Origin of the sequence: Nocardioides ochotonae (genome assembly GCF_011420305.2) — a bacterium.
Lineage (GTDB): Bacteria > Actinomycetota > Actinomycetes > Propionibacteriales > Nocardioidaceae > Nocardioides > Nocardioides ochotonae.
The window spans coordinates 1,443,584-1,466,065 of record NZ_CP061769.1; the positions used below are offsets into that span (position 1 = coordinate 1,443,584).

A 22,482-nucleotide genomic window follows, 5' to 3' on the forward strand; every position below is an offset into this window, starting at 1 on the left:
GCGAGATGAGCAGCCCCCGCCACGTCCCCGTCCTCCTGGACCGGGTCGTCTCCCTCCTCGCCCCCGCGCTCGAGCGCGCGGACGGCGCCGCGCCTGACGGCCGTACCGTCATGGTCGACTGCACCCTCGGCCTCGGTGGGCACACCGAGGCCGTCCTCGAGCGGCTCGACTCGGTGCGGGTCGTCGGCATCGACCGCGACCCCGCCGCCCTCGACCTGGCCCGCGCCCGGCTCGCGCCGTACGGCGACCGGTTCGTCGGCGTGCACGCGGTGTACGACGAGATCGCCGAGGTCGTCGAGGAGGTCGGCCTCGACCACGTCGACGCCGTGCTGTTCGACCTCGGCGTCTCCTCGATGCAGCTCGACGTGCGCGAGCGCGGCTTCGCCTACGCCGAGGACGCGCCCCTCGACATGCGGATGGACGGCACCACCGGTCCGACCGCCGCCGACGTGCTCAACACCTACACCCACGGCGAGCTGACCCGCGTGCTGCGCGACTACGGCGAGGAGAAGTTCGCCAAGAAGATCGCCGCGGCGGTCGTCCGCGAGCGCGAGAAGGAGCCGTTCACCCGGTCCGGACGCCTCGTCGAGCTGCTGTACGCCGAGATCCCGGCGCCCGCGCGGCGTACCGGGGGGCACCCGGCGAAGCGCACCTTCCAGGCCCTGCGCATGGAGGTCAACGACGAGCTGGCCGTGCTGCGCCGGGCGATGCCCGCCGCGCTCGGCGTCGTCGGTGTCGGCGGCCGCGTGGTCGTGGAGTCCTACCACTCGCTGGAGGACCGGCTGGTCAAGCAGGCCTTCACCGCGGTCACCCGCAGCGAGGTGCCGCCGGACCTGCCGTTCGTGCCGGCCGGCAGCGAGCCGCCGTTCCGCCAGGTCACCCGCGGCGCCGAGAAGGCCGACGCACAGGAGACCGCCGAGAACCCCCGCGCCGCCTCCGTGCGCCTGCGCGCCGTCGAACGTGTCCACCCGTCTTCCCCCGGAGTGAGAGCATGAGCAGTCCCGCAGCAGACCCCCGGCCGCCCGGAGCGGTCCGCTCCCGCGTCCCCCGGATAGCCGAGGCCGCGGTCGAACGTGCCCGGCTGACCGTCGTCCCGCGCGCCCAGGCGGTGCGTGCGGCCCGTCTGCCCTTCGTGGTGCTGATCAGCGCGATCATGCTCGGCGGGGTGATCGGGCTGCTGATGTTCAACACCTCCATGCAGCAGACGTCGTTCACGGCCAGCACGCTGGAGGGCCGGGCGACCACGCTGCTGGCTCGTGAGCAGGCGCTGACCGCGGAGCTCGAGGAGCTGCGCAACCCCCAGCGGCTCGCGAGCGCTGCCCGGTCCCAGGGCATGCGGACCCCCGGCGCGCCGGTCTTCCTGATGCCCGACGGCACCGTGCGCGGTGAGGCCGTGCCGACGCCCGCCGAGGACGGCGAGCGGATCGAGGCCAAGGCGCCGCCGCTGCCGGCGGTCCTCGCGCCGCCCCCGCCACCGCCGGCCGAGCCGGCCGACCAGGCAGGGGAGGCCGACAGGGCCGACAGCGTCTCCGGCGACACGGGAGCGGGCAACCGCGAACGGGAGCGCCGAGACGATAGGAAGACCAGGAACGACCAGAACCGCCGCTGACCGAGACCGGAGATCCCCGTGCGTCGTACCCCGCAGCGCCGCTCCCGTGGGAGTGAGCGCGGCTCGCCCCACCTGCGTCTGCGCATCGGCTTCGTGCTGATCGCGATGGTGCTGTCGCTCTTCGGCGCCCGGCTCGTGCAGCTGCAGGGCCTGGACCCCAACTCCTACGCCCCGATGGCCATGGCCGAGGGGCTGCGCGAGGTGGTGCTCCCCGCCGAGCGTGGCGACATCCTGGACCGCAACGGCGAGCCGCTGGCGACCTCGGTCGAGGGCTCGATGATCATCGCCGACCCGGCCCTGACCACCGAGCACGCTCCCGAGCTGGCCAAGTTCCTGGCCAACCGCCTGGGCGTCGACTACTTCACGGTGCTCGAGCGGCTCCGGGCCGAGGGCAGCCGCTACGAGTACGTCGCGCGGCAGGTGCCCGCTGCCAAGGCCGAGTCCGCGGTCGACGCGGCGCGCAAGCGTGGCTTCGACGGGCTGAGCACCAGCCGGGACCCGGTGCGCACCTACCCGGCCGGCGACGTGGCCGCCAACCTGGTCGGCTTCCTCGGCACCCCGGACCCGGAGGAGGGCGACCAGCCGCTCGCCGGTCTCGAGCTCGCCTTCGATCAGGTGCTCTCCGGCACCGACGGCTCCGCGCGCTACCAGGTCGGCGCCGGCAACCGGCTGCCGCTGGCCGACAGCACCACCATCGACGCCGTCGACGGCGACGACGTCACCACGACCATCGACCGCGACGTGCAGTGGTACGCCCAGCGGGTGCTGCGCCAGACCGTCGAGGACTCCGGCGCGAAGTCCGGTTTCGCGGTCGTCCTGGACTCGCGCACCGGCGACCTGCTCGCGGTCGCCGACCACCCGACGTTCGACGCCAACAAGCCGGCGGAGTCGCCCAAGGGCGACCGAATCTCGCGCGCGATGACCGACGTCTTCGAGCCCGGCTCGGTGCAGAAGGTGCTGACCCTCGGCGCCCTGGTGGACGCCGGCAAGGTCACCCCGCGCACCCGGATCACGGTGCCGCCGGTGCTGGAGCGCCAGGACCGGCCGATCGGCGACTGGTTCGACCACGGCACGATCCGGCTGACCCTGGCCGGCGTGCTCGCCAAGTCCTCCAACATCGGCACCGTGCTGGCGGCCGACGAGTTCGCCGAGGGCGAGCTGCGCGACTACCTCACCCGCTTCGGCCTCGGCCAGCGCACCGGCATCGGCGTGCTGGGGGAGACACCGGGCATCCTGCCCTCGGGCTCGCTGTGGACCAGCCAGACCGAGGACCGCATCGCCTTCGGCCAGTCGCTCTCGGTCAACGCCGTGCAGATGGCCGCCGCGGTCAACACCATCGCCAACGGCGGCGTGCGCGTCGACCCCAGCCTCATCGAAGGCTCGGCGCGGATGAACGACGGCACCCTCGTCGGCACCGAGGAGGCCGGCACCCGCCGCGTGCTCAGCGAGCGGGCCGCACGCCGGACCACCTCGATGATGGAGCGCGTGGTGGACCCCGAGGCCGGTGTCGCCCCGGGCGCGGCGATCCCGGGCTACCGGGTCGCCGGCAAGACCGGCACCGCGCAGGCCGTCGGCGCCGAGTGCGGCTGCTACGACGGCACCTTCGACGTCTCCTTCGCCGGGTTCGCGCCCGCCGACGACCCGCGCTTCACCGTCTACGTGGTCATCAAGAACCCCAGCAACGGCGGGGGCGGCGGCTCGGTCGCGGGCCCCGCGTTCGCCAAGCTGATGACCTTCACGCTGCGCCGCTACGGCGTCCCGCCCACGGGCGCGGAGCCCTCGAAGCTGCCGGTCGAGTGGTGAGGGTCCCGTCTCGGAGGACCCGTGCGGTCGGCGGTAGCCTCGACCGGTGAGCGACCCGACGACCACCCCCCGTCCGCGCCACCTCGCCCCCGTCGAGCTCGCGGACCTGGTCCGCTGGAGCGCTGCGCACGACCCCACCGCCACCACGCGGGGACGGGTCGAGGGCGTCTCGGTGACCGGAGTGTCCCTCAGCAGCCAGCGGGTCCGTCCCGGTGACCTGTACGCCGCCCTGCCCGGCGCCCGCGCCCACGGCATCGACTTCGCCGCCGACGCGGTCGCGGCGGGCGCCGTCGCCGTGCTGACCGACCCCGCCGGCGCCGCCCGCGCCCCCGCGGGGCTGCCGGTGCTCATGGTCGCCCACCCGCGCGGACTCCTCGGCGCGCTCGCGGCGTACGTCTACGGCGAGCCGGCGCGCGACCTGCGGATGATCGGCGTCACCGGCACCCAGGGCAAGACCACCACGACCCGTCTGGCCGAGAGCGGCCTGGAGGGGTCCGGCACCCGGGCCGCGGTGGTCGGCACCGTCGGCACCCGGATCGCGGGTCAGGACGTGCCCACCACGCTGACCACCCCCGAGGCGCCGGACCTGCACGGGCTGTTCGCGCTGATGCGCGAGCGCGAGGTGGCGGCCTGCGCGATGGAGGTCTCCAGCCACGCGCTGGTGATGGGCCGCGTCGACGGCGTCGTCTTCGACGTCGCGGTCTTCTTGAACCTCGGCCGCGACCACCTCGACTTCCACGGCACGGTGGCGGAGTACTTCGCCGCCAAGGCGTCGTTGTTCACCCCGCAGCGCGCCCGCCTCGGCCTGGTCAACCTCGACGACGAGCACGGCCGACGGCTGCTCGACGAGGCCACGATCCCGGTCCGCACCTTCTCGGCGGGCGGCGCCGACGCCGACTGGCGCGCGGTCGACGTCGAGCTCGACGCCGCGGGCTCGCGCTTCACGGTGCTGGGGCCCGGGGGCGTCCGGATCGAGGCAGGGGTACCGCTGCCCGGTGACTTCAACGTCGCGAACGCGCTCGCCGCGATCGCGGCCTGCGCCGAGGCCGGGTTCGACCCGGCCCCGGTGGCCGCCGCCCTCGCGGCCGGCGCGGGCGTGCCCGGACGCCTGGAGCGGGTCGACGCCGGCCAGGACTTCGAGGTCGTCGTGGACTACGCGCACAAGCCCGACGCCGTCGCCGCCGCGATCGCCACCCTGCGCCCGCTGACGGACGGGCGCGTGATCGTGGTGCTCGGCGCCGGCGGCGACCGCGACGCCGGCAAGCGGCCGATCATGGCGGGCATCGCCGCGGAGCTCGCCGACGTGCTCGTGATCACCGACGACAACCCGCGCACCGAGGACCCTGCGGAGATCCGCGCCCAGATGCGCGCGGGCACGACCGGCGCCCACGGCCCGGTGCGCGCGGAGGTCCTCGAGGTCGGCGACCGGCGCGAGGCGATCGCGACGGCGCTGCGCCTGGCCGCCCGCGGCGACATCGTGCTGGTGGCCGGCAAGGGCCACGAGACCGGCCAGGAGATCCACGGGGTGGTCCACCCCTTCGACGACCGCGACGTGGTCCGCGAGCTGCTGGCCGGCGCAGGCCCGGCATGAGCAGCGCCACCCACGCGTCCAGCACGGCCTCGGCGGGGCAGCCCCGCCGGACGCCTGTCGATGCGGAAGAATCTCCGGCCGACAGGCACGACCCAGCACACGCACAGACAGCAGACACAGCAAGCGAGAGGCAGCGATGAGAGCGATCCTGATCGGCGGGGCGGTTGCCCTGCTGATCTCGCTGCTCGGCACCCGGGTGGCCATCAGGCAGTTCACCAAGCTCGGGTACGGCCAGGAGATCCGCGACGACGGCCCCACCAGCCACCACACCAAGCGCGGCACGCCCACGATGGGCGGCGTGGTGATCATCCTCGCCGCCGTCTTCGGCTACTTCGCCGCCAAGCTGGTGACCGGCGAGGTCCCGTCGGCCTCCGGGATGCTCCTGCTGTTCCTGTTCGTCGGCATGGGCCTGGTCGGCTTCCTCGACGACTTCATCAAGATCTACAAGCAGCGCAGCCTCGGCCTGCGCAGCAAGGCCAAGATGATCGGGCAGACGATCATCGCGATCGTCTTCGGCGCCTTGGCGATCTCGCCGTGGCTGGAGGACTCCCGGGGCGAGACCCCTGCCTCGCGGCACCTCTCCTTCCTGCGCGACATCGACCAGTTCGCGCTGCCCGCGATCGTGGTCCTGGTGCTGATCTGGCTCTTCGTTGCCGGCTTCAGCAACGCCGTCAACCTCACCGACGGCCTCGACGGGCTCGCCGCCGGCGCCTGCGCGATGGTGTTCGCGGCCTACACGCTGGTGAACATCTGGCAGTTCAACCAGTTCTGCGGCGCCGCGCCGGGACCGAAGTGCTACGAGGTCCGCGATCCGCTCGACCTCGCGGTGATCGCCGCAGCGATCACCGGCGCCTGCTTCGGGTTCTTGTGGTGGAACGCCTCCCCGGCCCAGATCTTCATGGGCGACACCGGCTCGTTGGCGCTCGGCAGCGCCCTCGCCGGCCTGGCGATCCTGACCCGCACCGAGCTGCTGCTGGTCGTGCTCGGCGGCATCTTCGTCGCCGAGACCCTGTCGGTCATGCTCCAGGTCGGCTACTTCAAGGCCACCAAGGGCAAACGGATCTTCCGCATGGCACCCATCCACCACCACTTCGAGATGCTCGGGTGGGAGCAGGTCACCGTGGTCATCCGGTTCTGGATCATCACCGGCCTCTGCGTGGCGGCGGGCCTCGGCATCTTCTACGCCGAATGGGTGGCGGGCAGCTGATGGCCACCCCGGACCTCGAGCGCCTCGGGCAGCGCGACTCCTGGGCCGGCGTGCGCGCGGTCGTCGCGGGATTCGGCCCCGGCGGCTTCGCGGCGGCGGACAACCTGCTCCACCTCGGCGCGGACGTGCTGGCCCTCGACGAGGACCCCGGCGACACCGAGCGCACCGAGCGCGCGGAGCTGCTCGAGGTCCTCGGTGCCCGCGTCCGACTGGGCGCCGGCAGCACGGACGTGCTGCCCGACGACGTCGACGTCCTCGTCGTCCAGGGGGACCCGACGGCACCGACCCCGCTGGTCACCGCCGCCCGCGAGCGCGGCGTACCGGTGTGGGGCGAGGTCGACCTCGCCTGGCGGCTGCGCGCCCCCGGCTCCACGACGCCGTGGCTGTGCGTCACCGGCGTCACCGGCACCGCGCAGACCGTGCGCCTGCTCGACGCGATGCTGCGCGCCGCCGGGCTGCGCTCGCTTGCCGTCGGCGAGGGCGGGCTGCCCGTCGTCGAGGCGGTCATGGACCCCGAGACCTACGACGTGCTCGCGGTCGGGCTGACCCCGGCCCAGCTCCGCGGGGCCGGCGGTCTGCAGGCCGACTCCGCCGCGGTGCTCGGCGTGCCCGACCCGCTCGAGGAGCCCCTCGGCGCCGTCGACCGGCTCGCGATGGGCCGGATCTATGACCAGGTGCGGGTGGCGTGCGTCTACGCGGTCGCCGATCCCGGCACCGAGGAGCTGGTGCTCGAGGCCGACGTCCGCGAGGGCGCGCGGGCGATCGGGGTCACCCTGGGCATGCCCGGCGTCGGCATGCTCGGCCTCGTCGAGGACCTCGTGGCGGACCGGGCGTTCATCGAGGAGCGCGCGACCAGCGCCGCCGAGCTCTGCACGCTCGCCGACCTGCCGGTCGAGGACCCGGCGGCCGAGCCGGAGACGGTGCGCAATGTGCTCGCGGCCGCGGCCCTCGCGCGCGCCGCGGGGGTGCCCCGGGCCGCCGTGCGCGACGGCGTGCGCGCCGCCCAGATCGACTGACCAGTGCGACTGACCTGAGCGACCGACCTGACCGACGGGCCCGTGTGACCCGTCCGCGGGCCGGCGACACGCGCGCCGGGTTGCCGCCGATCGGGACCGGCGCCGACGAGACTTGTCCGTGCACGTCGTTCGAGCCGACCGGAAGGGGCCTGCGTGACCACCGCGAATCCGCCGGCCGGTGACGGCAGCGCCGGACGGCTGGGCTGGCTGACCTCGGCACGCGAGGCGCTGCGCAGCCCGCTGGCGCCGTACTACCTGCTCCTGGGCGCCTCGGCGCTGCTGCTGACCATCGGCCTGATCATGGTGCTCAGCGCCTCCAGCGTCTACAGCTACAAGACCCATGACGGCGACTCCTACGCGGTGGTCAAGCGCCAGCTGATGTGGGTGCTGATCGCCCTGCCGCTCGCCTGGCTGGCCAGTCGGGTGCCGCTGCGGCTGATCCGGGCGCTCACCGTCCCGGCGTACCTCCTCTCGCTGGCGCTGCTGTTCGCGACCATGCTGTTCGGCATCGTGATCAACGGCAACAAGAACTGGCTGGCCCTGGGCCCGCTGGTCATCCAGCCCTCCGAGATCGCCAAGCTGGCGCTGGTGCTGTGGGCCGCCAACGTCTACGCCAACAAGGAGCGTCGCCTCGGCCAGCTGCGCCACATCATCGTGCCGGTGGTGCCCGGCCTGGCGCTGGCGACGATCCTGGTGGTCGCCGGCCGCGACCTGGGCACCGCGCTGGTCTTCATGTCGATCGCCGTCGGGCTGCTGTTCGTCGCGGGCGCGCCGCGGCGCTTCTTCACGATCTGCATCCTCGGGCTCGGCGCGATCGTGCTCGCGCTCGCGACCACCGACGCCGAGCGGGTCGGGCGCATCCTCAACTTCGCCGACCCGTTCAAGGACTTCCACGACGCGGGCTGGCAGCCCGCGCACGGGCTCTACGCGCTCTCCTCCGGCGGCTGGCTGGGCCAGGGAATCGGCTACAGCCGCCAGAAGTGGGGCGACCTGCCCGAGGCGCACACCGACTTCATCTTCGCGGTGCTCGGTGAGGAGCTCGGCCTGGTCGGCACCCTGCTGGTGGTGGGGCTGTTCCTCACCATCGCCTACGCCGCGGTGCGGGTGGCCCGCGAGACCCGCGACCCGTTCGTGCGCTACGCCAGCTTCGGCATCGTGGTCTGGCTGCTCGGGCAGATGATGATCAACGTCGGCATGGTGCTGGCGCTGCTGCCGGTCATCGGCATCCCGCTGCCGCTGGTCTCCTACGGCGGCTCGGCGCTGGTCCCGTCGCTGGTCGCGCTCGGTCTGCTGATCGGGTTCGCGCGGCGCGAGCCGACGGCGGCGCGCATTCTCTCGCAGCGCAAGCGCGGCCGTCCGGCGGGTCTGTCCGCACCTACGCACCGATGACTTCCTAGAGTTGGCCCCGATGCGCGTCCTACTCGCCGGCGGAGGCACCGCCGGCCACACCTCGCCCCTGATCGCCACCGCCGACGCCCTGCGGCGTCTCGACCCCGCCACGGAGATCACCTGCCTCGGCACACCCCGCGGGCTGGAGAACACCGTGGTCCCGGCCGCCGGCTACCCGCTCGAGCTGGTGCCGCCGGTCCCGCTGCCGCGCAAGCCCGGCATGGACCTGCTGCGCGTGCCGGGCCGGCTGCGTGCCGCGGTCCGCGCCGCCCACGACGTCTTCGACCGGGTGCAGCCCGATGTCGTGGTCGGCTACGGCGGCTACGTGTCGATGCCGGCCTACCTGGCCGCGCGGCGCCGCGGCGTACCGCTGGTGGTGCACGAGCAGAACGCCGTCCCCGGCCTGGCCAACAAGGTCGGTGCCCGGGTCGCCGGGCGCGTCGCGGTCAGCTTCCCCGACACGCCACTGCCCCGCGCGGAGTACGTCGGCCTGCCGATCCGCCGGATGATCTCGACCCTGGACCGGGCCGCGCTGCGCGCCGAGGCGCGGGAGTTCTTCGGCCTCGACCCGGACCGTCCGACCCTCGTCGTCACCGGCGGCTCGCAGGGAGCGCGCCGGCTCAACCAGTCGGTCTCCGGCGCCGCTCCTGCGCTCGCCGCCGCCGGTGTGCAGGTGCTGCACGTCGTCGGCCCCAAGGGCGAGGCCGCCCCCGAGACGGTCGAGGGCGGCGCGCCGTACGTCGTCGTGCCGTTCGTGGACCGCATGGACTACGCCCTCGCCGCCGCCGACCTGATGGTCTGCCGCTCGGGCGCCTCGAGCGTCACCGAGGCCGCTGCCGTGGGGGTGCCGGCGATCTTCGTGCCGCTGCCGCACGGCAACGGCGAGCAGGAGCACAACGCCCGCCCGGTCGTCGAGGCCGGGGGAGCGCTGCTGGTCTCCGACGGCGAGTTCACCACCGAGTGGGTGACCGAGCAGGTGCCGAGCCTGGCCACGGACCCCGAGCGGCTGGCGGCGATGAGCGCCGCGGCCACCGGGCTGATCCCGCGCGACGCCGACGACAAGCTGGCCCGCATCGTGCTCGAGGCCGCCGGACGGGGTGCGCGATGAAGGTCCCCGTCCCCGACGAGCTGCTGCCCGCCGAGCGCCTCGGTCGCGTCCACTTCGTCGGCATCGGCGGCGCCGGGCTGTCCGCGATCGCCCGGCTGATGCTGGCGCGCGGCGTCGCGGTCAGCGGCAGCGACGGCGTCGACAGCCCGACCCTGCAGCGGCTGCGCGACCTCGGCGCGCGCGTGCACGTGGGTCACGACGCCGCGCACCTGCGCGGCCCCGACCACGCTGTCGACACCCTCGTCGTGTCCACCGCGGTGCGCGAGGACAACCCCGAGTACCTCGAGGCCGTCGCCCAGGGCCTGCGGGTAGTGCCTCGCTCCGCCGCACTGAGCGCCGTGATGGCCGGGCGCCGCGTGCTCGCGGTCGCCGGCACGCACGGCAAGACCACCACCACCTCGCTGCTCACCGTCGCCCTCCAGGCCGCCGGCGCCGACCCGACGTACGCCGTGGGCGGGGAGCTGGCCCAGACCGGCACCAACGCCGAGGAGGGCAGCAGCGACCTGTTCGTCGCCGAGGCCGACGAGTCCGACGGCGCGTTCCTGGTCTATGAGCCCTACGCCGCGATCGTCACCAACGTCGAGGCCGACCACCTCGACAACTGGGGGACCGAGGAGGCCTACCGCGCGGCGTTCGACCGGTTCGCCGACCGCGTGGACCCCGACGGCTTCCTGGTCTGCGTGGTCGACGACGAGGGCGCAGCGGCGCTGGCCGAGCGCGCTCGGGGCGCCGGGCGCCGGGTGGTGACCGTGGGGGAGTCGGCGGGTGCCGAGGTCCGTGCGGTCGACCTGGTCTTCGAGGGCATCACCTCCGCCTTCACCGTCCTCGACAGCGGCACCGAGCTGGGTCGGGTCACCCTGCAGATCCCGGGCCGCCACTACGTGCTCGACGCACTGGCCGCGCTCGCCGTCGGGCTGCGCCTCGGGCTGGACTTCGACCGGCTGCGCGCCGGCCTGGAGGGCTTCGCCGGCACTCGGCGGCGCATGGAGCGCAAGGGCGAGGTCGGGGGAGTGCGGGTCTACGACAGCTACGCCCACCACCCGGTCGAGATCGCGGGCGACCTGCAGGCGGCGCGCGCCGTGGCCGGCACCGGTCGCGTCGTGGTCGCCTTCCAGCCCCACCTGGTCTCCCGCACCCGCATCTTCGGCGCCGCGATGGGCGAGGCGCTCGGCGCCGCCGACGAGGTCGTGGTGCTCCCGATCCACCTCGCCCGCGAGGAGGCCGACCCTGCCGTCACCGCGGCGCTGGTGGCGGACGCCGTACCGCTGCCGGCCGAGCGGGTGGCCCAGGCAGCCGACCTGCCCGCCGCGGCGCGCGAGCTGGCGTCCCGGGCGCGGCCCGGCGACCTGGTGCTGACCCTCGGTGCCGGGAGCGTGACCGAGATCGGACCGCTGGTCCTGGACCTGCTGGGCTCCGGTGGCTAGGAAGGTCCTCCCCGACGCGGAGGTCTCGCGTCGCCGCTTCGCCCGTCGCCAGTGGCGGCGGCGCTGGCTGACGTGGAAGTACGTCGTCGGAGCCTTCCTCGTGGTCCTCGCGGCCGGTGCGACGGTCTGGGCCCTGTGGTTCTCCTCCTGGCTCTCGGTCGAGGGCGTCGAGGTCCGCGGGACCTCGGTGCTCGACGCTGCGGAGGTCACCGAGGCGGCGCAGGTGCCCGACGGGCAGGCGCTGGTCTCGGTCGACCTGGCCGGCGTCGAGGCGCGGGTCGAGGCGCTCGCGCCGGTGCTGGACGCCCAGGTGACCCGCCAGTGGCCCGACCGGGTGCTGGTCGAGGTCGAGGAGCGCACCGCGATCGCGGTCGTCGAGCTCGCGGGCCGGGTGCGCGGCATGGACGCCGACGGCGTGCTGTTCCGCGACTACCCCAAGGTCCCCGGGGATCTTCCGCGCGTGCTGGCCGCCAGCGGGATCGACTCCGAGGCGCTGCGCGAGAGCGCGGCGGTGGTCGCGGCGCTGCCCGACGACCTCGCCGCCACCGTCGACCACGTCGAGGTCGAGAGCATCGACCGCATCTCATTCGTCCTGCGCGACGAGCGCGAGGTGCTGTGGGGGAGCGCGGAGGAGACCGAGCTCAAGGCTCAGGTGCTGCCCGCGCTGCTGCGCCAGGAGGGCAGCGTGTTCGACATCAGCGTCCCCGCGCGCCCGACCGTCCGGCCCTGAACCGGCCCTCCGCGCGGGCCATGAACAGGCTCTGCGCGCGCCCACTGAGCGCCCACTGACCGCCACGCACGGAGGCACGCCGACCGATCCCGCGTGATCTTCCCCGCGTCGGGGCGTGTCGATGCGGCAGCGCGCGCGAATTCCGCCTACCGTGGTCACCACGACGAGGTTGACATAACTATAACCCTCAGCCTGAGGGTCAGGGTTTGCGCCGGACCAGCGGCGCTCCCGAGTCGAGCAGGACAGTTCCCCCCACCCCAGACATCAGCACCAGCAACACCCAGCAGCACCGCACCCCCACCGTCATCCGGAGCCCCCGGGCGACCGGACCCGATCAGCGAGAGGCAAGCCGTCGTGGCAGCAGCGCAGAACTACCTGGCCATCATCAAGGTCGTGGGCATCGGTGGTGGCGGCGTCAACGCCGTCAACCGGATGATCGATGTCGGCCTCAAGGGGGTCGAGTTCATTGCCATCAACACCGACGCCCAGGCGCTGTTGATGAGTGACGCCGACGTCAAGCTCGACATCGGTCGCGAGCTCACCCGCGGTCTCGGTGCCGGCGCCAACCCCGACGTGGGTGCGCAGGCGGCCGATGACCACTCCGAGGAGATCGAAGAGGTCATCAAGGGCGCCGACATGGTGTTCGTGACCGCAGGCGAGGGCGGCGGCACCGGCACCGGCGGCGCGCCCGTCGTCGCGCGGATCGCGCGTTCGCTCGGTGCCCTGACGATCGGTGTGGTCACCCGCCCGTTCGCCTTCGAGGGCCGGCGTCGCGCCAACTCCGCCGAGGAGGGCATCGCGGCCCTGCGCGAGGAGGTCGACACCCTCATCGTGATCCCGAACGACCGGCTGCTCTCGATCAGCGACCGCAACGTCTCGGTCCTCGACGCCTTCAAGCAGGCCGACCAGGTGCTGCTCCAGGGTGTCTCCGGCATCACCGACCTGATCACCACCCCGGGCCTGATCAACCTCGACTTCGCCGACGTCAAGTCGGTCATGGCCAACGCCGGCTCCGCGCTGATGGGCATCGGCTCGGCCCGCGGCGAGGACCGCTCCGTCGCCGCCGCCGAGATGGCCGTCTCCAGCCCGCTGCTCGAGGCCTCGATCGACGGCGCGCACGGCGTGCTGCTCTCGATCGCCGGCGGCTCCGACCTCGGCCTCTTCGAGATCAACGAGGCCGCCGCACTGGTGGCCCAGGCCGTGCACCCCGAGGCCAACATCATCTTCGGTGCGACCATCGACGACGCCCTCGGCGACGAGGTGCGCGTGACCGTGATCGCGGCCGGCTTCGACGGCGGCACCCCGAAGCGGCGCGACGAGGGCACCGTCCTGCGGCGCGAGGCCCGTCCGCAGCAGACCCAGGAGGAGACCCGCGCCGCGGCCAACGCGCACGCGCACCCCGCCCAGGGCTCGCCGCTGCGTCCGGCTCCTCAGGTCCCCTCCGACCAGGCCCCTCAGGGCCGGCCCGCGCCGGAGGTCCAGCGCGGCGGCCAGCCGACCCAGCAGCCGACCCAGCAGCCGACCCAGCCGCCGGCTCCGCGGCAGGCCCCGCCGCAGGTGCAGTTCGACGACGACGACCTCGACGTCCCGGACTTCCTGAAGTAGTCCCGGCGGCCTCGACCCCGCCGACCCCCCCGCTCACCCACGACAGCTACGGACCGGATGTACGCCTACCGCGCCAGCCACGGCCCCGTCGACCTGGCCTTCACCGATCGCCTCGGTGGGGTCAGCGATGCGCCGTACGACTCGCTGAACCTGGCGATCTCGGGCGGTGACCGCCCCGAGTCGCGGGCGGCCAACCTGCGCCTCGTGCTCGACGACTTCGCCCCTGGGGCGCGGGTCGCCGAGATGGTGCAGGTGCACGGTCGCGTGGTCGTCGACGCCGACATCGACGCCGGCACCGGCGAGGAACTGCCCGAGGGCGACGCCCTGGTCAGCACCCGTCCCGACGTCGTGCTCGCGGTCCGGGTCGCCGACTGCGTCCCGGTGCTGCTGGCCGACGACGCCGGCGGCGTCATCGCGGCAGCCCACGCCGGGCGCGCGGGCGTGGCGTCCGGGGTGGTCGAGGCGACGGTCGAGGCGATGCGGCAGCGCGGCGCCGGTGCGCTGAGCGCCTGGATCGGGCCCCACGTGTGCGGGTCCTGCTACGAGGTGCCGGCGTCCCTGCAGGCCGAGGTCGTCGAGGCGGAGCCCGCCACCCGCGCCACGACGCGGCAGGGCACGCCGGCGCTCGACCTCGGTGCGGGCGTGCGCCGCCAGCTGGAGCGCGCGGGCGTTGCCGTCCACGACGTCTCCCGCTGCACCCTGGAGTCGCCCGACCTGTTCTCGCACCGCCGTGACGGTGCGGGCGCGGGTCGCCTCGCCGGCCTGGTGCGGAGGCGCGGATGAGCCCCGATGTCCGCCGCGAGGAGCTGGCGGCAGGTCTCGAGGCGGTCCGCGGACGGATCGCCCGCGCCTGCGACGACGCCGGTCGCGACCCGGCCGAGGTGACGCTCGTCGTGGTGACCAAGTTCTTCCCGGCCTCCGACGTCCGCCTGCTGGCCGGGCTCGGCGTCACCGACGTGGGCGAGAACCGCCACCAGGAGGCGGCCGAGAAGTCGCGCGAGTGCGCCGACCTCGGGCTGCGCTGGCACTTCATCGGCGGGCTGCAGTCCAACAAGGCGGCGGCCGTCGCCGGCTACGCCGACGCCGTGCACTCCGTCGACCGGGCCAAGCTCGTGGCCCCGCTGGACCGCGGCGCCGCGGACCGCGAGGTCGACGTGCTCCTCCAGGTCAGCCTCGACCCGCCCGGCGCCTCCGGTCGAGCAGGTGCCGACCCGGAGACCCTCGCCGCGCTCGCCGACACCGTCGAGGCCGCCGAGCACCTGCGGCTGCGCGGCCTGATGGCCGTGGCGCCGCTGGGGGAGGACCCCGCGCAGGCGTTCGCCAGGCTCGCGGAGATCCGACGTACCTTTCTCAGTCAGCATCCCGGGGCCACCTGGCTCTCGGCCGGCATGAGCAACGACCTCGAGCAGGCCGTTGCCGCCGGTGCGACACACGTGCGCATCGGGTCGGCGGTCCTCGGTTCGAGGCCCCGGTTCCAGTAATGTCCAAGACACCGTCAAGTGCCCTCCCCACGTGGGGGGCCACATCCGAAGGGCAGCAGTCATGAGCGGCGCGATGCGCAAGATCGGCGAGTACCTCGGCCTCGTAGAGGACACCGGTCGGTACGACGACGAGTACGACGACGCCCACACTGCCGAGACCCAGGCGGTGCCGGCCCCGCGCCAGCCCCGCAGTCGCGAGCCGCGCCCTGCGCCGGTGGCCGACATCTCCGAGCGCCGCCGGCCGACGGCCGTGCCCCAGAACGAGGTGGCCGAGCTGTCACGGATCCTGACCCTGCACCCGCGCACCTACAACGAGGCGCGCACCGTCGGGGAGAACTTCCGCGAGGGCACCCCGGTGATCATGAACCTCTCCGAGATGGACGACGCCGACGCCAAGCGCCTCGTCGACTTCGCGGCGGGCCTCGTCTTCGCCACCCGTGGCACCATCGAGCGCGTCACCGCCAAGGTCTTCCTGCTGTCCCCGGCCAACGTGACGGTCGCGGCCGAGGACAAGCAGCGCATCGCCGAGGGCGGCTTCTTCAACCAGAGCTGAGCCGCGTCCCGTCAGGGCCGCGGAGCCGCACCGCAGCACCCCGTCGTCCCGCACCCCGAGCACCAGGAGCACACCCGCAGTGGAGTTGATCGGCTACGTCGTCTACGTCCCGGTCCTGATCTTCTTCGGGATGCTGTGGGTGCGCTTCGTCGTCGACTGGGTGCAGGTGTTCGCCCGCTCCTGGCAGCCGACCGGCCTGCTGCTGCTCGTGCTCGAGGCGGTCTACACCGTCACGGATCCGCCCATCAAGGCGCTGCGGCGGGTGATCCCGCCGCTGCGACTGGGCAGCATCGCGCTCGACCTGAGCTTTCTGATCGTGATGATCTGCACCTACGTGCTGCTCCAGGTCATCCGAGGGACTCTTCTGTCCTGACGCGTCTGGCGGGGCTGCGGATCACGTCAGAACCCGCTCAGGCGCTATTGTTCGCACGTCACATCACTACCGAAATGAATGGGTGAGGTCATGCCGCTGACGCCTGAGGACGTGAGCAACAAGCGCTTTACTCCCGTCCGGCTTCGTGAGGGCTACGACATGGGAGAGGTCGACCAGTTCCTCGATGAGGTGGAGGCCGAGCTGGCACGCCTCACCAAGGAGAACGACGACCTTCGCGCCAAGCTCGCCTCGGTCCAGTCCGGCGCGCCGGCACGGGCCGCCGTGGCCGAGCCGAAGCCCGAGCCTGCGAAGGTCAAGGAGCCGGAGCCGGCTCCCGCGCCGACCCCGACGCCGGCCCCCGCGCCCGCGCCCGCAGCGGCGGCCCCGGTCGAGACCATCCGCGTCGAGACGGTTCCGCAGGCCTCCAACGCTGCGGCCCGCCTGCTCGAGATCGCCACGCGCAACGCGGACGAGCTCGTGGACGAGGCCAAGAACGAGGCCGACAAGATCGTCGGTGCCGCCCGCACCAAGGCCGAGCGCCTGGAGTCGGAGTCGAAGTCGAAGGCCGACCGCCTCGAGGCCGACGCTCGCACCCGCGCGCAGATGCTCGACTCCGAGACCGCCGAGCGTCGCCAGCAGCTCTTCGGCGAGCTCGAGCGCGAGCGCGACCGCCTCACCGGTGAGGTCGAGACGCTGCGCTCCTTCGAGCGTGAGTACCGCTCGCGTCTCAAGAGCTACTTCAGCCAGCAGCTGGAGGCGCTCAACGGCTCCTCGGAGACCGCTGCTCCCTCCGACGAGCAGCCGGCGCCCAAGCGTCTGCGCTCGATCCTGGGCGACGACGAGGGCTGATCGAGCCCGCACCACGCAGCATCTCGACGCCGCGGCCGGAACCCGACAGGGACCGGCCGCGGCGTCGTTCGTCACCGCTGGGAAGGGCCATTCGTCCCGAAAAATCGTGCGGGGTGGCGGGTTGGGAAGCGGACGCGGAAAGACTAGTGTCCGCGGGACCGATCCGTGGTAGAGACCACGTGAGCAGGCTCTCGAGGAGGCCCACCATGGCCCGTTCGACCCCGAAGTCCCTGGCCAGCCAGGCGGCCACCGCCGCCCGTCAGGCGATGGGACGACGTACGCCGCGGCCCGCGGAGACCGAGGCCCCGGTCGAGGTCACGAGGCCGCCGGCGAGGCGGAGCGGGGGACGGACACTCGCCGCCAAGGGGGCGTCGCCGGCCGTGACGACGGCCTCGACCACGAAGGCGCGGGTCCGTGGCGCCACCAAGAAGGCGGCGGCCGCGGAGGCTCCCGGGTCCGCGGAGGTGAGCGCCCCGGCGAAGAAGGCGCCCGCCAAGAAGGCTGCGGCCAAGAAGGCGCCGGCGAAGAAGACCGCGGCCAAGAAGGCGCCGGCCGCCACGTCCGCAGGCGCCAAGCCCGCGGCCAGGAAGGCGGCCACGACCCCGGCCCGGCGCGCCGCCGTACGACGGCCGGTGCGGCAGGCGCCCGCGGCGCTGGTGGTGAAGGCGGGGGAGGCGGCGTGGACCCGCACCGAGCTCAAGGAGGTCGTCGAGGAGCTCCGCGACCAGCGCACCCACCTCGAGGAGATGGTGCACGACCAGGAGGTCGAGCTCACCGCGCTGCTGCGCGACTCCGGGGACGGCGCCGGGCACGACCAGGCCGACGTGGGCGCGGCGAGCTTCGAGCGCGACCACGAGTTCACGGTGCTGCGCAACGAGCGCGACAAGCTGGCCCAGATCGAGCACGCCCTGGGACGGATCGACGACGGCACCTACGGGGTGTGCGAGGCATGCGGGGAACCGATCGGCAAGATGCGGCTGATGGCGTTCCCGCGTGCCACACTGTGCATGACATGCAAGCAGCGCGAGGAGCGTCGCTGAGTGCCCAGGACGGGCCCGCGACCAGACGGAGAGCCGCCAGCCGGCGCTATCTGTTCGTGTTCGCCGCGATCGCGCTGGGCGCCTACGTCCTCGACATCGTCACCAAGATCGTCGCCGTCGCCGAGCTCCAGGACCGTGACGTCTCGGTCATCGGGGACATCTTGGTGCTGCACCTGGTGCGCAACCCCGGTGCCGCGTTCAGCGTCGGCACGGAGTACACGATGGTGCTCAGCTGCATCGCGATCGTGGCGGTCTTCGTCATCCTGTGGCTCAGCCGGCGCATCGGCGAGATCTGGTGGGCGATCGGCATGGGCCTGCTGCTCGCAGGCGTCGCCGGCAACCTGACCGACCGGCTGCTGCGCGAGCCCGGCCCGCTGCGCGGGCATGTCATCGACTTCCTGCAGATCCCGAACTGGCCGGTCTTCAACGTGGCCGACATGTGCGTCGTGGGCGCTGCGGGTCTGATCATCGTGCAGTCCTTCCGGGGACTGCGCCTGGACGGTACGAGAATCGAGTCATGAACCACCACGACCACCGCACCCTGCTGGTGCCCGACAGCATGGCCGGCGAGCGCGTCGACGCCGCGATGGCGCGACTGTTCGGCGTCTCCCGCAGCCGGGCCGCCGACCTGGTCGCCGCTGGCCATGTCCGCCTCGACGGGGCCGAGGTCGCCAAGAGCGACCGGGTGCTGCCCGGCGCCGTCCTCGACGTCACCATCCCGACCATGGTCGACCCGCTCGAGATCGTCCCGGAGATCGTGGAGGGCATCAAGATCATCCACGACGACGACTCGATCGTGGTGATCGACAAGCCCGTCGGCGTCGCTGTGCATCCCTCTCCGGGTTGGAGCGGGCCGACGGTCGTCGGCCACCTCGCCGGAGCCGGCTTCCGGATCGCCACCAGCGGCGCCTCCGAGCGCCAGGGCATCGTGCAGCGCCTCGATGTCGGGACCTCCGGCGTCATGGTGATCTGCAAGTCCGAGCACGCCTACTCGCTGCTCAAGAACGCCTTCCGGCACCGCACGGTCTCCAAGACCTACCACGCGCTCGTGCAGGGTCACCCCGACCCGCTCCAGGGCACCGTGGACGCACCGATCGGTCGCCACCCGAAGGCCGACTACAAGTTCGCGGTGATGGCCGACGGACGGCCCAGCGTCACGCACTACCAGACGCTCGAGGCGCACCGGTTCGCCAGCCTGCTGGAGATCCACCTCGAGACCGGGCGCACCCACCAGATCCGCGTGCACATGGCGGCGCTCAAGCACCCCTGCGTGGCAGACCTGACCTACGGCGCCGACCCGGTGCTCGCCAAGCGGGTCGGGCTGGAGCGGCAGTGGCTGCACGCCGTACGCCTGGGGTTCGAGCACCCCGACAGCGGGGAGTTCGTGGAGTACGAGTCGTCCTACCCCGACGACCTCGCGCACGCCCTCGACGTCATCCGTGACGCCAGCTGACCTGCTCCTGAGGCCCGCCGGACCCGAGGACGCCGAGGCGATCGTCGCGGTGCACCTCGCGTCGCGCGGTGCGGCGGTGGCGGCCGGCACGATGCCTCCCGCCGCCCACTCGGAGGCCGAGGTGCGTACCTGGCTCACCGGACGGCTGGCCACCGACGAGACCTGGGTGGCGGAGGCCGACGGCGTGGTCGTCGGCTACCTGCGCCTGGTCGCGGACTGGATCGACGACCTGTACGTCGCGCCCTCCCACGCGCGCCAAGGGATCGGCAGCCTCCTGCTGGACCTGGCCAAGCAGCGCTGCCCCCACGGCCTCGGCCTGTGGGTCTTCGAGGTCAACACCCCCGCCCGGCGCTTCTACGCGCGCCACGGCCTGGTCGAGGTCGAGCACACCGACGGCTCGGACAACGAGGAGCGCGAGCCCGACCTGCGCATGGAGTGGTCGCCGGCCTGATGCCGCATGGGTCCCGTTCGGTCTCCCGTCCGTGGCCCGCACGCCACGTTGGAGCCTTCGGCAGCCTCGTCATGAAGACCGGGGCCATCGACGGACACAGGCACCTGCTCGCTGCGCGCACATCGAGGGCGTTACTAACGACCGCCACCAGTACGTGCGGGGAGAGACTGGCGGGCGTGAGCACACCTGACGCACTGCAACAGATTGAAGGCACATTCGGAGACCTCGACCTCTGGGATGCCCGAACCACGGCCGGGTTCGTTCCTGAACCGGGTAGTCCTCTCGCGCTTGACGATGAGGACTGGAAGCCGTGGCGGCTGTCGCAACTGGCATTCGGTGGGTTGGCGGCTTCGCACGACCACCTCGAAGCGATTCGGGTCCACATCGAAGCGCGACGGCTGTTCCCCTTGGCCACGGACACACTTCTGCGCGGGGCGCTGCTGGGGGCGGCGCAGGCTGTCTGGTTGCTCGCCCCTGAGGATCAAGCCACCCGGCTCGACTTCAGTCGGTGCGCCGCGGCTGAAATGCACAGGCGGCACCGTGAGTGGTTGTCCGACCTGAGGAAGATTCCGGCTGAGCCCCATGAAGGCACCGAAAAGGTGTACGCGCACGTGTTCAAGCGCGAGGGAGAACTGCAGGCAAAGCGCGAGGCCATCGGACAGGCGAGGAAGTTCGACAGCACCAACATCATCGAGCGGGCGGCTGCCGCCGCGTTTGGCCCGGCGACGGCGACCGAGGCGAGGACGGTGTGGCGTGCGCTCTCCGGGGCCGCGCATGGTCTCTCGTGGCCGATGCTCGGTCGGGTGGGCACGCAGCAGACCAGCGCCGTCGATGATGACGGCATGGCGGACTTTCGGTCGGGTGGGAGCCTCGACGCCAGCCTGAACGGGTACTTCCTCGCCTACCGGTTGTCTGTGAAGGGGTGGGAGCTGCTTGACCTGCGCGGCTCAGTCCCGGCTTAGTCCATGAGCGCCGGTGCGGCATCTGAGCCTCTGACCGGTTTCTTCCCGAGACTCCCGCGGTCCGTCGGCAGCGTGCCGGTCGGCCACAGCATCCGGTCGATGACGTCGCAGTGGTAGCCGACCAGCCTCTTGGTGATTGCCTGCGGGTTGACGAGGCGCCGGTCGCTGCACACGAAGCGCTCGCGCGGTTCGTCGGTGGAGAAGACGACGCGGGCACAAGACCAGCCGTTCGGTGGGAAGTCCAGGTCCTCGTGACCGAAGGGTCCGCCAACGCATAGCCAGGAGGACATGCCCCGAAAGTGCCTTCGCACACAGGTCTGGCCCCGCCAACTGGTGCTGGCGGGGGCCGGGGCGGTGGATCTACTCGTCCGGGGGATGGGCGGTGACGAGTCGGGTCTCGCCGCGGGCCTTGATCAGGTGCAGCCCGTGGGGTGATCGCCAGAGGTACGTCGCGGCGTCGGTGGCGTCGTATGTCCAAGCCGTGTGGGTCTTGGCGCGGTGGTGTCGGCGACAGAGCGGCGCCAGGTTGCAACTGCACGTCGGGCCGCCGTCGCCGTGGGCGGTGACGTGGTCGGTGTCGCAGCGGCGGGCCCGCCGCTCACACCACGGGAAGGCGCACACCGGCTGGGTGAGGCGGGTCTGCTCGGTGAGCTTGTCGGGGACGGCGTAGGCGTCGGTGTGGTGGTGGGCCTCGAGGTCGATGACCGGCTTGATGGTCACGTGGGCGTCGCCACGGCACCAGCCGCGGACCTGCTCGGTGGAGACGATGGAGCGGGTCTCCTCGACGTGGGCGATGCCGGCTTCGTCGCGGCTGATCGCGGCGGCGGACAGGTGGACGTGGATGACGACCTGGCGTGGCTTGACGACCGAGGCGGCGTCCCCGCCCGCCTCGGCGCGCAGGTCGAAGGTCAACTGTCGTCGAGCGAGCTCACCGGCCGCCATCGAGCGGCGCACGTCCAAGGACTCGGGGGACCCAAGTGCGGCCAGTTCCTCTGCGCCGTGGCGGATCGCGGTATCCAGGTCGAGGGCGTCGGCGAGGTCGAGGACACCCTCCACGTGAACGGTGCCGTCGTGGGTCGCTTCGCGAGCGTGGATGTCGAAGCGTCGGCCGTCGGCGGCCTCGCGGCGATCCTTCTCGGCGCCCTCGGGGTCGAACATCACCCGCGCTCGGTCGACGAGCCGCCCGATCGCTGCCCACCCGATCTTGTCGACGGTCGCGGCGAGCTGGCGGTCGACGAACTCGGCGCCGTCGAGGGGGAGGGTGGTGGTCAGCTGCGCGATCCGGCGGCCCTTCCAGGCGGGCACCTCGCCGGCGCGGATGCGCTTCCAGATCCGCGGCAGCCGGTGCGCCAGCTCGAGGGCATCGCCGACGAGGCCTCGGGCGGCGTCGGTGGACATGCCGAGCGCGGCGCCGAACTCCATGGGGGCGAACTCCGCGACAAGCGGAGTGCCCTCACCGGCCAGCGGGACCGCGAGCTCACCGAACACCAGTCCGGGCGTCGGCGTCGTGTCGGCGACCGTCTCCTCCGGGTGCATCGCCGCCCACACCAGGGCGGCCTCCAGGATCAGCACCTCGCCCCGCTGGACCACGGCCCGCTGCTCCTGCGCGAACGCCAGCACGGCGGCTGGGGTGTCGCAGTCGGGGAGCTCGTGGTCGGCCATGCCTCATTCTACTCGAACGCGCGTTCGACAGAAAGGACTGGAATGGTGATCGAAGGTAAAGACTCCCGGAGTGGCAGGCGTGCTCGCGCTCGGCACTGTCCTCGACCCGGGCCCAGCCGCCGTCGGTCGATGCCCGACGTGCATCTCACACCACGCCGAAGTGTCGGTGATGCCTG

23 protein-coding genes are annotated in these 22,482 nt (G+C 72.7%); 21 read left to right on the forward strand and 2 right to left on the reverse strand.

Annotated features, from left to right (window positions below):
• The first annotated feature begins 5 nt into the window (after positions 1 to 5).
• The 21 genes from rsmH to HBO46_RS07155 all read left to right on the forward strand — a co-directional run bounded on the left by rsmH (position 6) and on the right by HBO46_RS07155 (position 20,644).
• Positions 6 to 995, forward strand: coding sequence for a 16S rRNA (cytosine(1402)-N(4))-methyltransferase RsmH (gene rsmH, locus HBO46_RS07055; RefSeq protein WP_166140469.1), 990 nt, complete (start codon positions 6 to 8; stop codon positions 993 to 995).
• Positions 992 to 1,609 carry a hypothetical protein gene (locus tag HBO46_RS07060; protein ID WP_166140470.1) on the forward strand — a complete coding sequence of 206 codons (618 nt, stop codon included), beginning with the start codon at positions 992 to 994 and terminating at the stop codon, positions 1,607 to 1,609. The genes rsmH and HBO46_RS07060 overlap by 4 nt, the downstream gene beginning before the upstream one ends.
• A gap of 18 nt (positions 1,610 to 1,627) precedes the next feature.
• Positions 1,628 to 3,412 (forward strand): peptidoglycan D,D-transpeptidase FtsI family protein, encoded by a 1,785-nt coding sequence (locus HBO46_RS07065; protein WP_224769421.1) that lies wholly within the window; start codon positions 1,628 to 1,630, stop codon positions 3,410 to 3,412.
• 46 nt (positions 3,413 to 3,458) lie between these two features.
• Complete coding sequence (locus HBO46_RS07070) at positions 3,459 to 5,003, forward strand: UDP-N-acetylmuramoyl-L-alanyl-D-glutamate--2,6-diaminopimelate ligase (protein ID WP_166140471.1); 1,545 nt, start codon at positions 3,459 to 3,461, stop codon at positions 5,001 to 5,003.
• A 136-nt stretch (positions 5,004 to 5,139) separates the two neighbouring features.
• Positions 5,140 to 6,210 (forward strand): phospho-N-acetylmuramoyl-pentapeptide-transferase, encoded by a 1,071-nt coding sequence (gene mraY, locus HBO46_RS07075; protein ID WP_166140472.1) that lies wholly within the window; start codon positions 5,140 to 5,142, stop codon positions 6,208 to 6,210.
• Positions 6,192 to 7,226, forward strand: coding sequence for a Mur ligase family protein (locus HBO46_RS07080; RefSeq protein ID WP_166140473.1), 1,035 nt, complete (start codon positions 6,192 to 6,194; stop codon positions 7,224 to 7,226). Before mraY ends, HBO46_RS07080 begins: the two co-directional genes overlap by 19 nt.
• A 153-nt stretch (positions 7,227 to 7,379) precedes the next feature.
• The gene (gene ftsW, locus HBO46_RS07085; RefSeq protein WP_166140474.1) at positions 7,380 to 8,615 is read left to right on the forward strand and encodes a putative lipid II flippase FtsW; all 1,236 of its coding nucleotides are present in this window, start codon (positions 7,380 to 7,382) and stop codon (positions 8,613 to 8,615) included.
• A gap of 19 nt (positions 8,616 to 8,634) precedes the next feature.
• Positions 8,635 to 9,723, forward strand: coding sequence for an undecaprenyldiphospho-muramoylpentapeptide beta-N-acetylglucosaminyltransferase (murG, locus tag HBO46_RS07090; protein WP_166140475.1), 1,089 nt, complete (start codon positions 8,635 to 8,637; stop codon positions 9,721 to 9,723).
• Positions 9,720 to 11,147, forward strand: coding sequence for a UDP-N-acetylmuramate--L-alanine ligase (gene murC, locus HBO46_RS07095; protein WP_166140476.1), 1,428 nt, complete (start codon positions 9,720 to 9,722; stop codon positions 11,145 to 11,147). The genes murG and murC overlap by 4 nt, the downstream gene beginning before the upstream one ends.
• Positions 11,140 to 11,877, forward strand: coding sequence for a cell division protein FtsQ/DivIB (locus HBO46_RS07100; RefSeq protein WP_166140477.1), 738 nt, complete (start codon positions 11,140 to 11,142; stop codon positions 11,875 to 11,877). The genes murC and HBO46_RS07100 overlap by 8 nt, the downstream gene beginning before the upstream one ends.
• A gap of 354 nt (positions 11,878 to 12,231) precedes the next feature.
• The gene (gene ftsZ / locus HBO46_RS07105) at positions 12,232 to 13,482 is read left to right on the forward strand and encodes a cell division protein FtsZ (RefSeq protein ID WP_166140478.1); all 1,251 of its coding nucleotides are present in this window, start codon (positions 12,232 to 12,234) and stop codon (positions 13,480 to 13,482) included.
• A 57-nt stretch (positions 13,483 to 13,539) separates the two neighbouring features.
• A complete protein-coding gene (gene pgeF / locus HBO46_RS07110) occupies positions 13,540 to 14,265 on the forward strand; it encodes a peptidoglycan editing factor PgeF (RefSeq protein ID WP_166140479.1) in 726 nt (241 codons plus the stop codon).
• Positions 14,262 to 14,963 (forward strand): YggS family pyridoxal phosphate-dependent enzyme, encoded by a 702-nt coding sequence (locus HBO46_RS07115; protein ID WP_166140480.1) that lies wholly within the window; start codon positions 14,262 to 14,264, stop codon positions 14,961 to 14,963. Before pgeF ends, HBO46_RS07115 begins: the two co-directional genes overlap by 4 nt.
• A gap of 61 nt (positions 14,964 to 15,024) precedes the next feature.
• Positions 15,025 to 15,516: a cell division protein SepF gene (locus HBO46_RS07120; RefSeq protein WP_166140481.1), complete on the forward strand. Its 492-nt coding sequence runs from the start codon at positions 15,025 to 15,027 to the stop codon at positions 15,514 to 15,516.
• 79 nt (positions 15,517 to 15,595) lie between these two features.
• Entirely contained in the window at positions 15,596 to 15,889 is a 294-nt protein-coding gene (locus tag HBO46_RS07125) for a YggT family protein (protein WP_166140482.1), read from the forward strand.
• Positions 15,890 to 15,979: 90 nt separating this feature from the next.
• Positions 15,980 to 16,738, forward strand: coding sequence for a DivIVA domain-containing protein (locus HBO46_RS07130; protein ID WP_224769422.1), 759 nt, complete (start codon positions 15,980 to 15,982; stop codon positions 16,736 to 16,738).
• Positions 16,739 to 16,944: 206 nt separating this feature from the next.
• Complete coding sequence (locus HBO46_RS20530) at positions 16,945 to 17,778, forward strand: TraR/DksA family transcriptional regulator (RefSeq protein WP_224769423.1); 834 nt, start codon at positions 16,945 to 16,947, stop codon at positions 17,776 to 17,778.
• Between the two features lie 56 nt (positions 17,779 to 17,834).
• Positions 17,835 to 18,299 (forward strand): signal peptidase II, encoded by a 465-nt coding sequence (locus HBO46_RS07140; RefSeq protein ID WP_224769424.1) that lies wholly within the window; start codon positions 17,835 to 17,837, stop codon positions 18,297 to 18,299.
• Complete coding sequence (locus tag HBO46_RS07145; protein WP_166140485.1) at positions 18,296 to 19,231, forward strand: RluA family pseudouridine synthase; 936 nt, start codon at positions 18,296 to 18,298, stop codon at positions 19,229 to 19,231. The genes HBO46_RS07140 and HBO46_RS07145 overlap by 4 nt, the downstream gene beginning before the upstream one ends.
• A complete protein-coding gene (locus HBO46_RS07150) occupies positions 19,218 to 19,682 on the forward strand; it encodes a GNAT family N-acetyltransferase (RefSeq protein ID WP_224769425.1) in 465 nt (154 codons plus the stop codon). Before HBO46_RS07145 ends, HBO46_RS07150 begins: the two co-directional genes overlap by 14 nt.
• 176 nt (positions 19,683 to 19,858) lie before the next feature.
• On the forward strand, positions 19,859 to 20,644 hold the full coding sequence (locus HBO46_RS07155) for a hypothetical protein (RefSeq protein ID WP_166140486.1): 786 nt from the start codon (positions 19,859 to 19,861) through the stop codon (positions 20,642 to 20,644).
• Here HBO46_RS07155 and HBO46_RS07160 read toward each other — a convergent pair.
• Both HBO46_RS07160 and HBO46_RS07165 read right to left on the reverse strand, forming a co-directional pair.
• Positions 20,641 to 20,934 carry a hypothetical protein gene (locus tag HBO46_RS07160; RefSeq protein ID WP_166140487.1) on the reverse strand — a complete coding sequence of 98 codons (294 nt, stop codon included), beginning with the start codon at positions 20,932 to 20,934 and terminating at the stop codon, positions 20,641 to 20,643. The two genes, HBO46_RS07155 and HBO46_RS07160, sit on opposite strands and share 4 nt — an antisense overlap.
• A gap of 70 nt (positions 20,935 to 21,004) precedes the next feature.
• Positions 21,005 to 22,306 (reverse strand): HNH endonuclease signature motif containing protein, encoded by a 1,302-nt coding sequence (locus HBO46_RS07165; RefSeq protein WP_191480212.1) that lies wholly within the window; start codon positions 22,304 to 22,306, stop codon positions 21,005 to 21,007.
• Between the last annotated feature and the right edge of the window lie 176 nt (positions 22,307 to 22,482).